Annotated in this window: 11 protein-coding genes and 2 pseudogenes; 8 read left to right on the forward strand and 5 right to left on the reverse strand. The window is 72.1% G+C overall.

Features of this window, described 5'->3' with window-relative positions:
* Positions 1–275 precede the first annotated feature (275 nt).
* The 3 genes and pseudogenes from KM933_RS08640 to KM933_RS08650 all read left to right on the forward strand — a co-directional run.
* Positions 276–849 (forward strand): annotated as a pseudogene (locus KM933_RS08640) (hydrolase); the annotation flags it as partial.
* Positions 844–1,670: pseudogene (locus tag KM933_RS08645) on the forward strand (thiamine pyrophosphate-dependent enzyme); the annotation flags it as partial. The pseudogenes KM933_RS08640 and KM933_RS08645, both read left to right, overlap by 6 nt.
* A 94-nt stretch (positions 1,671–1,764) precedes the next feature.
* Positions 1,765–2,679 carry a putative sugar O-methyltransferase gene (locus tag KM933_RS08650; protein WP_221349859.1) on the forward strand — a complete coding sequence of 305 codons (915 nt, stop codon included), beginning with the start codon at positions 1,765–1,767 and terminating at the stop codon, positions 2,677–2,679.
* A 13-nt stretch (positions 2,680–2,692) separates the two neighbouring features.
* Here the strand turns inward: KM933_RS08650 and KM933_RS08655 are convergent, their stop codons facing one another.
* The 5 genes from KM933_RS08655 to hemH all read right to left on the reverse strand — a co-directional run bounded on the left by KM933_RS08655 (position 2,693) and on the right by hemH (position 7,914).
* Positions 2,693–3,391 (reverse strand): permease prefix domain 1-containing protein, encoded by a 699-nt coding sequence (locus KM933_RS08655; RefSeq protein ID WP_221349861.1) that lies wholly within the window; start codon positions 3,389–3,391, stop codon positions 2,693–2,695.
* The gene (locus KM933_RS08660) at positions 3,388–3,729 is read right to left on the reverse strand and encodes a PadR family transcriptional regulator (protein WP_221349863.1); all 342 of its coding nucleotides are present in this window, start codon (positions 3,727–3,729) and stop codon (positions 3,388–3,390) included. The genes KM933_RS08655 and KM933_RS08660 overlap by 4 nt, the downstream gene beginning before the upstream one ends.
* A 221-nt stretch (positions 3,730–3,950) precedes the next feature.
* A complete protein-coding gene (locus KM933_RS08665; RefSeq protein WP_221349865.1) occupies positions 3,951–5,201 on the reverse strand; it encodes an MFS transporter in 1,251 nt (416 codons plus the stop codon).
* A gap of 179 nt (positions 5,202–5,380) precedes the next feature.
* Positions 5,381–6,808: a protoporphyrinogen oxidase gene (gene hemG, locus KM933_RS08670; protein WP_221349867.1), complete on the reverse strand. Its 1,428-nt coding sequence runs from the start codon at positions 6,806–6,808 to the stop codon at positions 5,381–5,383.
* Positions 6,805–7,914 carry a ferrochelatase gene (hemH, locus tag KM933_RS08675; protein WP_221349870.1) on the reverse strand — a complete coding sequence of 370 codons (1,110 nt, stop codon included), beginning with the start codon at positions 7,912–7,914 and terminating at the stop codon, positions 6,805–6,807. Before hemH ends, hemG begins: the two co-directional genes overlap by 4 nt.
* A 131-nt stretch (positions 7,915–8,045) precedes the next feature.
* Between hemH and hemE the strand changes: the two genes are divergently transcribed.
* The 5 genes from hemE (at position 8,046) to hemB (ending at position 13,498) form a co-directional block, all read left to right on the forward strand.
* Complete coding sequence (gene hemE / locus KM933_RS08680; RefSeq protein ID WP_221349872.1) at positions 8,046–9,095, forward strand: uroporphyrinogen decarboxylase; 1,050 nt, start codon at positions 8,046–8,048, stop codon at positions 9,093–9,095.
* Positions 9,092–10,018: an oxygen-dependent coproporphyrinogen oxidase gene (gene hemF, locus KM933_RS08685; RefSeq protein ID WP_221349874.1), complete on the forward strand. Its 927-nt coding sequence runs from the start codon at positions 9,092–9,094 to the stop codon at positions 10,016–10,018. Before hemE ends, hemF begins: the two co-directional genes overlap by 4 nt.
* Positions 10,015–11,316 carry a glutamyl-tRNA reductase gene (hemA, locus tag KM933_RS08690; protein ID WP_221349876.1) on the forward strand — a complete coding sequence of 434 codons (1,302 nt, stop codon included), beginning with the start codon at positions 10,015–10,017 and terminating at the stop codon, positions 11,314–11,316. The genes hemF and hemA overlap by 4 nt, the downstream gene beginning before the upstream one ends.
* Before the next feature lie 101 nt (positions 11,317–11,417).
* Entirely contained in the window at positions 11,418–12,479 is a 1,062-nt protein-coding gene (hemC, locus tag KM933_RS08695; RefSeq protein WP_260333274.1) for a hydroxymethylbilane synthase, read from the forward strand.
* Positions 12,476–13,498: a porphobilinogen synthase gene (gene hemB, locus KM933_RS08700; protein WP_308013308.1), complete on the forward strand. Its 1,023-nt coding sequence runs from the start codon at positions 12,476–12,478 to the stop codon at positions 13,496–13,498. The genes hemC and hemB overlap by 4 nt, the downstream gene beginning before the upstream one ends.
* Positions 13,499–13,593: the final 95 nt, after the last annotated feature.

The raw sequence follows: 13,593 nt of genomic DNA on the forward strand, positions 1-13,593 counted from the left end.
GTTGACGCATCAAGACTTCGCGTATCAATGTAGGTGATCCATCAACCAATCGTTTTGGCGAGGGCCGTCGCCGGTGTTGCGGACTGCCGCTGACGCGGGGGCCGACCCGATGCGAGGGCTCTGCCGGTCGATGTGGCGTGATGTCAGGCCGACCCGGCCTCAGGGGCGTCGCCAAGGACATGTGCGGCTGCATTGCCGAAGACGGCATCGACATGGGTATCGGTATCGGCGGTGCCCCTTTTCCCGCAGGCAACAAGCATTCGGAAAGAGATCCCATGAGCGCCAAGAACAAGGCCGGACTCGATGCGCTGCTGACGTCCGAGGAGAGCGTTCTCGTACTGATCGACCATCAGCCGTTCCAGTTCGCCAATCTGCACAGCCACGAGCCGACGATGATCGTCAACAACGTCACCGGACTCGCCAAGGCCGGCAAGGTGTTCGACGTTCCGACCGTTCTGACGACGGTCATGGAGGAGCGCGGCGGGTCTCGTCATCCAGGGCCTGCAAGATGTGTTCCCGGAGCGGAAGCCGATCAACCGGACCTTCATCAACACCTGGGAGGACGAGCGCGTCGTCGACGCCGTCAAGGCGACCGGACGCAAGAAGCTGGTCATCGCCGGCCTCTGGACGGAGATCTGTCTGGCGATGCCGGCGATACAGGCGGTGGGCGAGGGGTTCGAGGTCTTCGCCGTCACCGACGCTTCGGGCGGTGTCTCGAAGGAGGCCCACGACATGGCCGTGCGGCGCATGGTCGAAGCGGGCGTGGTTCCGATCACCTGGCCGGCCGTGCTGAGCGAGTGGCAGCGCGACTGGGTCCGCGAGAGGACCCTGCCGGGCGTCACCGAGATCGGGGTCCACGGCGACGTCCGGGAGACGCTGCGGGCTGTGCTGCCGCTGGTCGAGGCGAAGCGGGACGTACCTACCTGGACCGCATGCTGCACAAGCATGCCAAGTCACTGGAGTCGGTGGTGTCCGCCTACACCCACGACGTCGAGCGGCACACCCCGATCCATCCTGAGTACGCGACCGCGGTGCTGGACGAACTCGCCTCCGACGACGCGGTGTTCACCGTGGACACCGGTATGTCCAACGTCCGGGCGGCGCGTTACGTGACTCCCAACGGACGGCGCCGGGTGATCGGTTCGTTCCTGCACGGCACGATGGCCAACGCGCTGCCGCACGCCATCGGCGCGCAGTTCGCCCACCCCGGCCGCCAGGTGATCTCGATGTCGGGTGACGGCGGACTGGGCATGCTGATGGGCGAGTTGCTCACCGTGAAACTGCACGATCTGCCGGTGAAGACGATCGTCTTCAACAACTCCTCGCTGGGCATGGTGAAGCTGGAGATGCTGGTCGAGGGGCTGCCCGAGCACGAGACCGACCACGAGCCGGTGGACTACGCGGCGATCGCCCGCGGCGCGGGCGTCGAAGCGATGCGCATCGAGCATCCCGGGGACGTCGTCGACGGACTCAAGCGGGCGCTCGCCCATGACGGACCGTTCCTGGTCGACCTGGTGACCGACCCCAACGCGCTGTCGATCCCACCGCACATCTCGGCCGCCCAGGTCAGGGGATTCGCCTTCGCCGCAGGCCGGACAGTGCTCGACGGGGGCGTCGGCAGGATGCCCGACCTGGCCCGCGCCGATCTGCGGAACATTCCCCGCCCTTGAGGCCGACGCCCCCGGGCCGTTGTTCAACCTTGTCGCCGGGAATTTCCGGTCCTATTCTCCCGTAGGTCGTACGTCATTCCGGAGGAGATACTCGATGGGCCTGAAGCCGCAGGTGAACGAGTTGTGGAGATACATCGGCGAGAACGAGGTCAACGCGGAGGCGATCGGCGACCTCGCCGAATTCAAGCGCGGCCAGGTGATTTACCGGCTGACCTCCTTCGACGTCCGGACGAACGGTGTCCGTTATCTGAAGACGCTCATCCACAATCTGGCAGGCCGGCTGGGACCGGAGAGCTGGGAGCGGCTGCGCCGCATCGAGGGGCGGGAGTTCGGGCACCCGTACTCCGTCACGTACGACGGGGAGCCCGTGTGCCTGGACTACCTGCGGGCCGTCAGTGATCTCGAATTCATGGAGAAGAACGTCGACCTCGACGGCCGGCGCGTCCTGGAGATCGGCGCGGGGTACGGCCGCACCTGTCACACGCTGATGTCGAACAAGGACATCGTCTCCTACACGATCATCGACATCCCGACCACCATGGCGCTCTCCAGGAAATACCTGCGGACCGTCCTCTCCGAGGAGCAGTTCGGCAGGATCGATTTCATTCCCATCGATGAGATAGAGGAATCCCTGGGGAGCGCCCGGTTCGATCTCTGCGTCAACGTCGATTCGCTCGCCGAGATGAGTGCCGAGACGTTCGGGTACTATCTCGCGCTGATCGCGGAACGCTGCCGTTACTTCTACACGAACAACCCGGTCGGCAAATACATGGACAAGAGCCTCGACGACCACGCGCGCGGTGAGGAGGCCGTCGCCCGTGCCCTCGACGCGGGGCCGCTGGTCGACGTGATCGACATCGACGACAACCGCGCGGTGCGCGAGCAGGCGCGCAAGTTCGTCGTGGCGTACCGCCCCGACGACTCCTGGTGCTGCGTCGCCGACGAGTGGGCCCCTCCCTTCACCTGGTACTGGCAGGCCCTGTTCCAGGGGCCGGCCGCCGGCCGGTGAGGCGGCGCGGGGGTCAGTCTCCCCGCCGGGGTGCGGAGGGGTCCACGAGGGGCAGCCGGGCGCACCGGCGGCAGGATCTGGCGGAGCCCGCCACCGAGGCGTGCGACGCGGCGGCGAGGACGCCGGCGAACGCCATCAGTGCCCAGTTCGTGCCCAGCGCCGACGCGACGGCGAGCGCCGGCGTGGCGACGGCCATCGCCACGCTGGCGGTGGTGCCCGCCCAGGCGACGACGAGGGGCAGCCGGTCCGGCGTCGGCAGCCACCGGGCGAGCGTGCCGGTGGCCGCCAGCGTCGCCGCGGCGAGCAGCGCGGCGCAGACCGCGACACCGGCGAGATGGGCGACCATCACCTGGGCCGTGCCCGGCAACTGCCAGGTCCGGCCGTGGCCGGCGTTCCGTACGAGGTACCAGCAGGCGATCACGAAGGGGAGGGTGAGCGCGACGGCCCGGGCGGTGTGCCGCGCCTGAGCGATCGTCAGCTCCCGCTGCCAGCTCACCACGAGCTCGTCCGTGGTCCCGAACTCCCGCACCGCCCGGCTGACGGCGCGCTGGTAAGGCAGCCCTTCGCGGGTGTGCTCCGACACCGCGTCCGTGAGGCCCTCACGCACCTCCGCCACCATGCGCGCCTTGGTCCGCGCCGGGCCGTGGAGGGCGGCGGACAAGGAGGCGACGTAGTCCTCGACGGGATCGCTGCGCGGGCCGGCGGCACTCACGTCGCGGCTCCGGGCGCCTGGACGGGATTCAGGACGGAGCCGATCGCCGTGGTGAACTCCCGCCACGCCGTCCGCTCACGGTCGAGGGTGCGCCGGCCGGCGTCGGTGAGTTCGTAGCAGCGCTTCCGCCGTTCGCCGACCGACTGCCAGCTGCTGTGCAGCAGTCCGACGCGCTCCAGCCGGTTCAGCGCCGGGTAGATCGTGCCCGTACGCAGTTCGAGCGCGCCCCCGCTGCGCTGCTGGACGGCGGTGATGATCGCGTATCCGTGCAGCGGGCCCTGTTCGAGCGCGGCCAGCAGCAGTCCGTCCAGATGGCCCCGCACCGCATCCTGTCTCATGAGTCGGTAGCCTACATAAGAGGCGTGCCGAAGGCGCCGGGAACGGCCGTCACGGGGCCCTTGCTCCGGCGTGGGCCGGTGGTAGATTTGTCGTGTGTGTCCGCTGTGCGCCCGGGAGGGTGTTCAACCGTTGAAGAAGCGCACTTGAACTTTTGTGCGGATGCACGAATGTGCGGATGTGCGAAAAGGAGCGCGTCCCGGACGCCCTTGCTCGCCCTTGCTCAATGCCCGGAGCGGTTCCCCTCCGGCGCGTCGGGGAACCGCAGCGCGACCACCAGCGCGCCCCCGAGGGACAGCACGGCGCCGCCCGCCAGCGCCGCGTGGAGGTGACCCGCCGTCACCCCGTCGCGGAACGCGAGGCCCGCCAGCGCGGCCCCCACGGCCGCCCCGGCCAGCCGCCCGAACGACAACTGCGCCGACGCCCGCCCGTGCAGCGACCGCGGCGTGGCGTTCAGGGCCGCCCGGGAGGTCGACGGGAACAGCAGACCGAGCCCGGCGCCGAGCAGCAGGCCGCCCGGCAGCAGCGCGGGTCCGTGCAGCGGCGGGACCGGCAGCGCGTAGACGGCGAAGGCGACGGCGCAGGCGAGGAATCCGACGAGCGCGGGCATCCGGTCCCCCACCCGGTCGACGAGCCTCCCGCCGGCCGCGCCCACCGCACCGATGCACAGCGCGACCACGAGGGGGGCGGTCGCGGCCTCCAGCACGCCGTAGCCCGCCGCGTGCTGGAGGTACTGCTCGACGGCGAAGAACGTTCCGATCATCACGGCGAAGGTGAGGGCGGCGACCAGGGCGGCCGCGCGGACCGTGGCTGTGGCTGTGGCCGTCGCCGGGCGCCCGGGTGGCCCGGACGGCCGTGTCGCGGGCACGTCCGGCGCGGCGGCACCGCTCCGGGGCACCCAGCGCAGTACGGCACCGGCCGTCAGCAGGGTCAGCGGCAGCAGCGCCCACCAGTTGGCGCGCCACCCCCACGCCTCGGTGAGTACACCGCCCAGCAGCGGGCCCACCAGGTTGGACAGGCCGGAGGAGGCGCCCCAGAGACCCAGCGCGGTACCCCGGCGCTCCGCGGGGAAGCCCGACACCGCGCCGACGAACGCGGCCGGGGAGGCGAGGCCGGCTCCGGCGCCCTGGACCACCCGGGAGGCGGTCAGCAGGCCGAACGAGTCGGCGAGCGCCCCCAGCAGGGTGCCGGCGCAGAACACCGTGAGCCCGGCCAGCGCGATCCGCCGGTAACCGAACCCGTCCACCAGTCTGCCGCCGGGGAAGAGCGCGATCGCGTACGTCGCGAAGTAGGCCGTCAGCAGCCACGACGCGGTCGGGGCCGACACCCCGAACGCCGTGCCCACCGAGGGCAGTGCCACGGCGATGATGGTGCCGTCGGCCTGGAGCAGGGCGGCGATCGCGGTGCACACGGCCAGCCGGACCCAGGCCGTGCGCGGCACGGCGGGGCGCTGTGCGACGGCTTCTTCGCTCATGACCTGTCCCTGCTCCTTCAGTCGTCCGTCGTCCGTCGCCCGTCGTCCGTCGTCCGTCGCCCGTCGTCCGTCGTCCGTCGCCCGTCCGTGCGGTCCCGGTCCCTTCGGGCTGCCCGCCCCGCCCCCTCACCCGGCGGACACGTGGTCCGGGGGGCCGCGCGACCCGGCACGGCGTCCCGTCACGCCGCGTCTTCCGGCGTCGTACGGCCGCGGGGCCCGGACGCCGTGCCGGTCGCGGCGAGCACCGCGGCCGCCGCACGGCGGGCGTCGCGTACGCAGTCGTTGACCGCGATGCCGTGGTAGGTGCTGCCCGCCAGGTGCAGGCCCGGCAGGCCGGCCGCCGCGTCCAGCACCTCGCGCATGCGGTCCCGGTGGCCGATGCCGTACTGCGGGATGCCCTCGCTCCACACGTGGTCGTGGCGGAACCGCGGCTCCGGGGCCGGGCCGAACAGCGCCGTGAAGTGCCGGTGCGCCGCCCGGGTGGCCTCGGCGGTGGACAGGGTGGTGAAGTCCGGATCCTCGGCGCCGCCCGCGAAGGCCCGGAGCAGGACGCCGTCCCGCGGCGCGCTGTCGGGGAAGACCGCGGAGTTGTGGATCGCCCCCAGGATGCGGGTGGGTTCCGCGGAGTGCCGCAGATGGCCGAACCCGCTGGGCACGGTGGTCAGGTCACGGCGCCGGTAGCCGAGCGCGAGGACCCGCACCGGGGCGTGCCGCACGGAGGCCAGGGTGGCCGCCGCGTCCGGCAGGTGCGGCAGCAGGAGACGGGCCGCGGCCGGGGCGGGAACGGCCACCACGACCTGGTCGGCGCGGACCGGGCCGCCCGGCGCCGTGCGGAGCAGCCAGCCGCCGTCCGGCGCCGGGTCCCGCTCCAGGGCGGTGACACGCCGCCCGGTGCGCAGGTGCCCGCCGAGCGCACGTACGAGGCCGTCCACCAGCACCCGCATCCCGCCGTCCGCGAAGCTGGTCAGCCGGGGCCGTCCCGGGGAGGCGCGACCGGCGGCCGCGCGCCGCCGGTTGCGCAGCAGCGCCAGCAGCAGACTGCGCTGCTCGCGTTCGAGTGCCCGCATCGCGGGAAACGCGGCATCCAGACTGATGGCCCGTGGATCACCGGCGGTGACCCCGTGCACCAGTGGGGCCGCCAGGGCCCCGGCGGCCCCCCGCCCGAACCGCCGGGCCAGGAAGCCGTACACGCTCTCCTCGCCGGACGCCCGGCCGAGCAGGGGCTCGGCCAGCACCCTGGCCCTGGCGGCGGGGGTGAGGAGGGGCGTGGTGAGGAACGCCCCCGGACCGAGTGGCAGCGGTACGAGGCGTCCGCCGCGCAGCACGAAACGCTCCCGGGCGCTGTCCGAGGCGGGCAGCAGCACAGTACCGAGCCCCAGTGCCTCGGCGAGGGTGCGGGTGTCGGTGCCATTGTCGAGGAAGCCGTTGGGCCCGAGGTCGGCGGTGTAGCCGTCCGCCCGGTGGGAGACGATCTTGCCGCCCGCCGCGGGGGCGGCCTCGAACAGGGTGACGTCCGGGGCGGATCGCGCGGCGAGCAGTTCGAAGGCGGTGGTCAGCCCGGTGACGCCGCCGCCGATGACGGCGACGTGCGGGCGCCCGCCGTTCACGGGAGCCCGGGCAGCGACTGCTGCCGGTCGCCGCCGGCGGACCGCGGGATCTCGCGGCACGCCCGGTCGGTGCAGCCCGCGCAGGGGAGGCGGAACTGCCGGTCGCAGTCCCCGCCGGACCGCAGGTGATCGGCGGCGACCCGCGCCAGTGCGTCGAGGAAGAGAGGGTCGTCATTGGGCGCGGGAGCCCGCCGGAAATGGGTGATGCCGGCCTTTCGCGCGGTCCGCGCGAACTCGATGTCCATCTCCGACAACGTATCGAGATGGTCCGTGGTGAAAACGATTCCCACTATCAGGACGTTCCGCCGGCCCTGTCTCCCCAGGGCTCGAATCACGGACTCCGTATTCGGTCCCTGCCAGGCGACAGGACCGACGTCCGCCTGGAAGGAAAGGGCGTATTCGTGGGTTTCCCCCAGCTCGCGCACCACATCGCGGACCGTGCCCGCGACTTCCTGGAGATACGGGTCGCCCCTGTCGATCACGCGTCGCGGGAGGGAGTGTGCGCTGAAGAGGAGGACCACGTCCTCGCGTTCGGACTCCGGGAAGCCGGCCAGTCCCTGGCGCACTTTGGATACCATGGCCTGTACGAATGCCGGATGTGTCGACCAGCGGTCGATCACACTCCAGGTGAAAGCATCCGAAAGATTCAGCCGCCGGGCGGCGGCCCATAAGTCGTGCAGGCTGGACCCGGTCGTCGTGCAGGAATACTGCGGGTACTGCGAGAAGGCCACGGCACGGCGCACCCCGTCCGCGGCCATCTGTGCCAGAGCCTGTTCGCTCGTGGGCTCGGTATAGCGGAAGCCCAGGTAGAAGCGGTGCGGTGCGGTTTCCGGGCAGAGTGCGTCCAGCCGCTTGACCATGCCGTCGCCCTGCCGGACGGTCCAGTCGTACAGCGGTGAACCTCCACCTATCTCCGCGTACACCTTTTCCAGGCGCGGTGTCCGCAGACGTGCGATCAGCGGTCCGAGAACTCCTTGCAGCGGAAGCCGGATGATTTCCCGATCCGCGAAGAGCGAGTGAAGGAACGGACCGACCTCGGGCAGGGTGCGCGGTCCGCCGAGGTTCAACATCACGATTCCGGTTGGACTTGGATTCTTTTCCTCCATTTACGTTCCACCCCCAATCGGCAGTGAGCCTAGGCTCGGCCTTGACACCAATCAAGCCCCCTTACAGACTGTACGAGGTCGACATATGGTCGATATATGGTCGATCAATTCATGAGGGTCGGGGGCCCGGCATGAGTATCTTTCTGGACGCCGTACAGGGTAAGGACACCCGGCGAGCGCCGATCTGGATCATGCGTCAAGCAGGCAGATACCTGCCTGAATACAATGCCGTCAAGGAACGGTACGGTTTCTGGGAGATGTGCCGTAATCCAGAGGTCGCGGCCGAGATCACGATGATGCCCATCCGGCGCTTTCCGCTGGACGCGGCAATTCTGTTCAGCGATATCATGACGCCGCTCGCCGAAATGGGCGTGGAGATCGAGTTCGCTCCGGGACCGGTCGTCGCACGGCCGGTGCGGACCGTCGCCGACGTGGAGCGTCTGCGGGTCCCGGGACCGGACGGCACGGCGCCCTTCGTCGCCGCCGCCGTCCGCATGATCCGCGAACGGTGTCCGGTGCCCCTCGTCGGGTTCGCGGGCGCACCGCTGACACTCGCGGCCTACCTGGTCGACAGCGGCGGTTCCGCCGACGGCCACCACGGCCTGCGGGCCTGGCTGTACGACCGGCCCGCGGCCGCCCACCTGCTGCTCGACAAGCTCACCAGGGTCACCGTCGACTACCTGCGGATGCAGATCACCGCCGGTGCGCAGACGGTGCAGCTGTTCGACTCCTGGGCCGGGGTGCACGCGTCCGACGTCTACGACGAGTTCGGACTGCCGTACGCGCGCCGGGTGCTGGCCGGGCTGGAGGACCTCGCGGTGCCGCGCGTCTACTTCGCGCTGGGCTCCCACCATCTGCTCGGCCCGATCGCCGGTCTGCCGGCCGAGGTCGTCGGGGTCGACTGGCGCACCCCGCTGTCCTCGGCCCGCGCCGCGCTGCCCGGCAGGACGCTCCAGGGCAATCTCGATCCCGCGGTGCTCGGCACCCGGCCCGAGGCCGTGTCCGCCCGGGCCCGTGACGTCCTGCGGCAGGGACTCGGCGGAGCCCACGTCTTCAACCTGGGCCACGGGATCCGTCCGGACACGCCCGTCGGACACGTCCAGCGCCTCATCGAGACCGTGCACGCCTTCGACCGGCACACGGAAGGTGACAGGGAAGACGACGAGAAGGTGCCCCGATGACTCATCGCGACAAGGTGCTGGCGCTGATGCGTGCCGCGCAGACCGAACTCACCACGGCCTTCGCGGACTGCGACGGGGCGGCCCGCTTCCGCCCCCACGACTGGGAGCGGCCCGGGGGCGGCGGCGGCTGGGCCCGGATCCTCGAGGACGGAGCCGTCTTCGAACGGGCGGGGGTCAACGTCTCCGCCGTGCGGGGCACCAGGATCCCCCCGGCGATCAGCAAGAAGCACGACATCGACCCCGGCACCGGGTTCTTCGCCACCGGTCTGTCCACCGTGCTGCACCCGCTCAACCCGTGGGTGCCGGCCTTCCACGCGAACTTCCGCTACTTCGAGGTCGACGAGGGCCGCACCTGGTGGTTCGGCGGCGGCGCGGACATGACGCCCTCCTACGGCTTCGAGGAGGACGCCCGGCACCTGCACCGGACGCTCAAGGAGTGCTGCGACGGCTTCGATCCCGCCTTCTACCCGCGGGCGAAGAGGACCTGCGACGAGTACTTCTTCCTCCCGCACCGGCAGGAGACCCGGGGCGTGGGCGGTATCTTCTTCGACCACCTGCATCCCGAGGGGCCGGGAGGCTGGGACCGTGCCTTCGCCCTCGTGGAGCGCGGCCTGGGTTCCCTCGTGACCGGCTACCTGCCGATCGTGCGGCGGCGCGCGAAGACCCCGTACGGCGAGCGCGAACGGCGCTGGCAGCTGCTGCGCCGCGGGCGCTACGTGGAGTTCAACCTCATCCATGACCGGGGTACCCAGTTCGGGCTGCAGACCCGGGGGAACACCGAGGCCATCCTGATGTCGCTGCCGCCGCTGGCGTCCTGGAGCTTCGACTTCCGGCCCGAGCCGGACAGCGAGGAGGAACGGCTCGCGGAGTTCCTGCGGCCACGGGAGTGGCTGGCCGCCGAACCTGCCGAGGCCGGACGATGACCACACTGGTGCTGGGAGTGAGTCACCGTACGGCCGCGCATCCGGCCCTGGAACGGTTCGTGCTGACGGCGTCCGAGGCCGCGGGGCTCCTGGACCGGCTGGCCCGGTCCGCGGCCGTCACCGAGGTCGTCGTGCTGGCCACCTGCAACCGCGTCGAGGTCTACCTGGAGACCGGGCATCCGGACCTCGCCGCCGAGGAGACCGCCGAGGCGCTGGGCGCCGCGACCGGCACCACCGCGGACGACGTGCGCGGCGTGCTGTACACCCACCGGGGCGGCGAGGCGGTCGGCCACCTCTTCCGGGTCGTCTGCGGCCTGGACTCGGTGGCGGTCGGCGAGTCGCAGATACGCGGGCAGCTGCGCGCGGCCTACAACCTCGCGTTCGCGCACCGCTCCACCGGCCCCGTGCTGAACGGCCTGTTCCAGCACGCCCTGTACACCGGGAAGCGCGTGGAGAGCACCACGGGCCTCGGCCGGTCGGCCTCCGGCCTGGTGACCGTCGCCCTGGAAGCGGCGGCGGACGCCCTGGGCCCGCTCGCCGGCCGCCCCGCCCTGGTCGTCGGCGCCGGCGCGCTCGGGGCGCTCGGCGTGACCGCGCTGAAACGCGCCGGGGTCGACGACATCACCGTCGTCAACCGCGGCCTGGAGTCGGCCCGCCGGCTCGCCGGGCGCCACGGGGTCCGGGCGGCGGCCCTCGGTGAACTGCCCGCGCTGCTCTCCCGCGCAGACGTCGTCGTCGTGGCCACCGGCGCCAGGGAGGCGGTCGTCACCGACGACGTGGTCACCGCGGCCCGGGGGGACCGGCCCGGCCGTGCGGTCGCCCTCGTGGACCTGTCGCTTCCCCGCAACATCGACCCGGCCGTGGCGCGGTGGCCGGGCGTCCACCTGATCGATCTGGCCGGCCTGGAGGCCCGGCTGAGGGAGGTCTCGGCGCGGGTGCCGGTCGAGGAGGCGCACCACATCGTGGCCGAGGAGACCGAGGCGTTCCTGGCCAGCCGGCGGGTGGACCGGGTGACTCCGCTGATCGTGGCGATGCGCGAGAACGCGCTGTCCGTCGCGGACGCGGAGGTGGACCGGCTGCTCGGACGGACGCCGGCGCTGACCGAACGGATGCGCGGAGAGGTCGAGCAGACCGCCCGCCGTATCGCCGAGAAGCTCATCCACCGCCCCACGGTGCGGGTGAGGGAGATGGTGTCCGAACCGGGCGGACACGCCTATGTCGCCGTCCTGCACGACCTGTTCGGAGCGCCGGAACCGCTGGCGCTCCAGGAACCGAAGACCGGAGGCGGCGCACCATGACCCTCAAGCACTCGGCCGTGCACTCGGCCAAACACCCGGCCGAGCCCTCGGCGGCACCGGGCACCGCGACCGCGGCCGGTGCCCCCGTCCGGGTCCTGCGCATGGGCACCCGGCGCAGTGCCCTCGCCCTGGCCCAGTCGTCCGCCTTCGCGCAGGCCCTCGGCCGTGCGACCGGCGCGGTCTCCGAGACGGTCGGTGTCACCACGGAGGGCGACACCAGCACCGCGGCCGTCACGGCCATGGGCAGCACCGGCGTCTTCGTGCAGGCCGTGCGGGCCGCCCTGCTCGCGAAGGAGATCGATTTCGCCGTCCACTCCTACAAGGACCTGCCGACCGCGCCGCCCGACGGGATCGTGATCGCCGCCGTGCCGGCCCGTGAGGACCCGCGCGACGCCCTGGTCACCGGGGACGGGAGCAGCCTCGCCCGGCTGCCCGCCGGTGCCCGGATCGGGACCGGATCGCCCCGCAGGGCCGGTCAGCTGGCCGCGTTGCGCCCCGACCTGGAGGTCGTACCGCTGCGGGGCAACGTGGACACCCGGCTGGGCAAGGTGCGCAACGGTGAACTGGACGGAGTGGTGCTCGCCGCCGCGGGTCTGGCCCGGCTCGGCCGGCTCGACGAGGCGGCGGAGCTGTTCGCCCCCGACCGGTTCGTGCCGGCCCCCGCGCAGGGGGCGCTCGCCGTGGAGTGCCGGTCGGCCGACACGGAGCTCGCCCGGCTGCTCGGCACGCTGGACGACCCGGCCTGCCGGGCGGCAGTCGAGGCCGAACGGGCGGTGCTGGCCGAGCTCGACGCCGGGTGCAGCGCACCCGTCGGCGCGCATGCCCGGCTCACCGGCCCGGCGGACCGGCGGAGTCTCGTGCTGTGTGCCGTGATCGCCCCGGTCGCCGGCCGCCGGCGCACCTTCCGTACCGGCACGGCGCCCGCCGAGCCGTACGGTGCCGCCCTCGCGGGCCGGGGACTGGCCGTGGCGCTGCTGAGGGACCACGCGTCCGGGTGCCGTGTGTCCGAAGGGGAGCACGCGTCCGAGGAGGAGCAGTCGTCCGAGGAGGAACACGGGGAAGGGCGTACGGCGGCGAACGGGCGCGTTCGCGCGGCAGGACCAGCAGGACCAGCGGGACCAGAAGGGCCGGCGGGACACGAGGACGGGGAGGCGAAGCGGTGAACAGGATCCCGGCGACGTCGGACATCACCGGTGCCGGTGCGGGCGGCCTCACGGCCCGGCCCCACCGGCTGCGCCGCACGGCGGCCCTGCGGGATCTCGTCGCCGAGGCCAGGTGGCATCCCGGGCAACTGGTCCTCCCGCTGTTCGTCAGGGAGGGCGCGGCCGAGCCCCGGCCGGTCGACTCGATGCCCGGCGTGGTCCAGCACACGCTGCCGTCGCTGCGCAAGGCGGCGCGGGAGGCGGTGGACGCCGGGGTGGGCGGCCTGATGCTGTTCGCCGTTCCCGAGCACAAGCACCCCCTCGGGTCCGGGGCGCTCGACCCGGACGGCATACTGCAGCGCGCGATCCGCGAGACGCTCGACGAGGTCGGGGACGAGGCGGTGGTGATGAGCGACGTGTGCCTCGACGAGTTCACCGATCACGGCCACTGCGGGGTCCTCACGCCCGACGGCCGGATCGACAACGACGCGACCGTACGGCGCTACGCGGCCATGGCGGTGCTGCACGCGGAGGCGGGCGTCCACTGCGTCGGCCCGAGCGGGATGATGGACGGTCAGGTGGGGGCGGTCCGCCGGGCGCTGGACGACGCGGGACACACCGGGGTGGCGATCCTGGCCTACACCGCCAAGTACGCCTCGGCCTTCTACGGTCCGTTCCGCGACGCCGTGGAGTGCGATCTGCGCGGCGGCGATCGCACCACCTACCAGATGGACCCGCGCGACCGTGCGGGGGCGCTGCGGGCGCTGGCCCTGGACCAGGAGCAGGGCGCGGACATGGTCATGGTGAAACCGGCGATGTCCTACCTGGACGTCGTACGGACCGTGGCCGACCACGCCGACGTCCCGGTGGCCGCCTACCAGGTCTCGGGGGAGTACGCGATGGTCGAGGCCGCGGCGGCGCACGGCTGGATCGACAGGAAGCGGGCCATCGAGGAGTCGCTCGCCTCCGTCCGCCGGGCCGGCGCCGACCTCGTCCTCACCTACTGGGCGGTCGAGGCCGCCCGGTGGGCGGGCCGGTGACGGCGTACCGGCCGGAACCGCCGGGTGTGTGGTCCGGCGCCGCAGCGCGCCGGACCACACACCCGGAACCAGAGCCGGCCCCGGAACCGGCCCCG

The sequence above is a fragment of the Streptomyces beigongshangae genome (genome assembly GCF_019710745.1).
Taxonomy (GTDB): domain Bacteria; phylum Actinomycetota; class Actinomycetes; order Streptomycetales; family Streptomycetaceae; genus Streptomyces; species Streptomyces beigongshangae.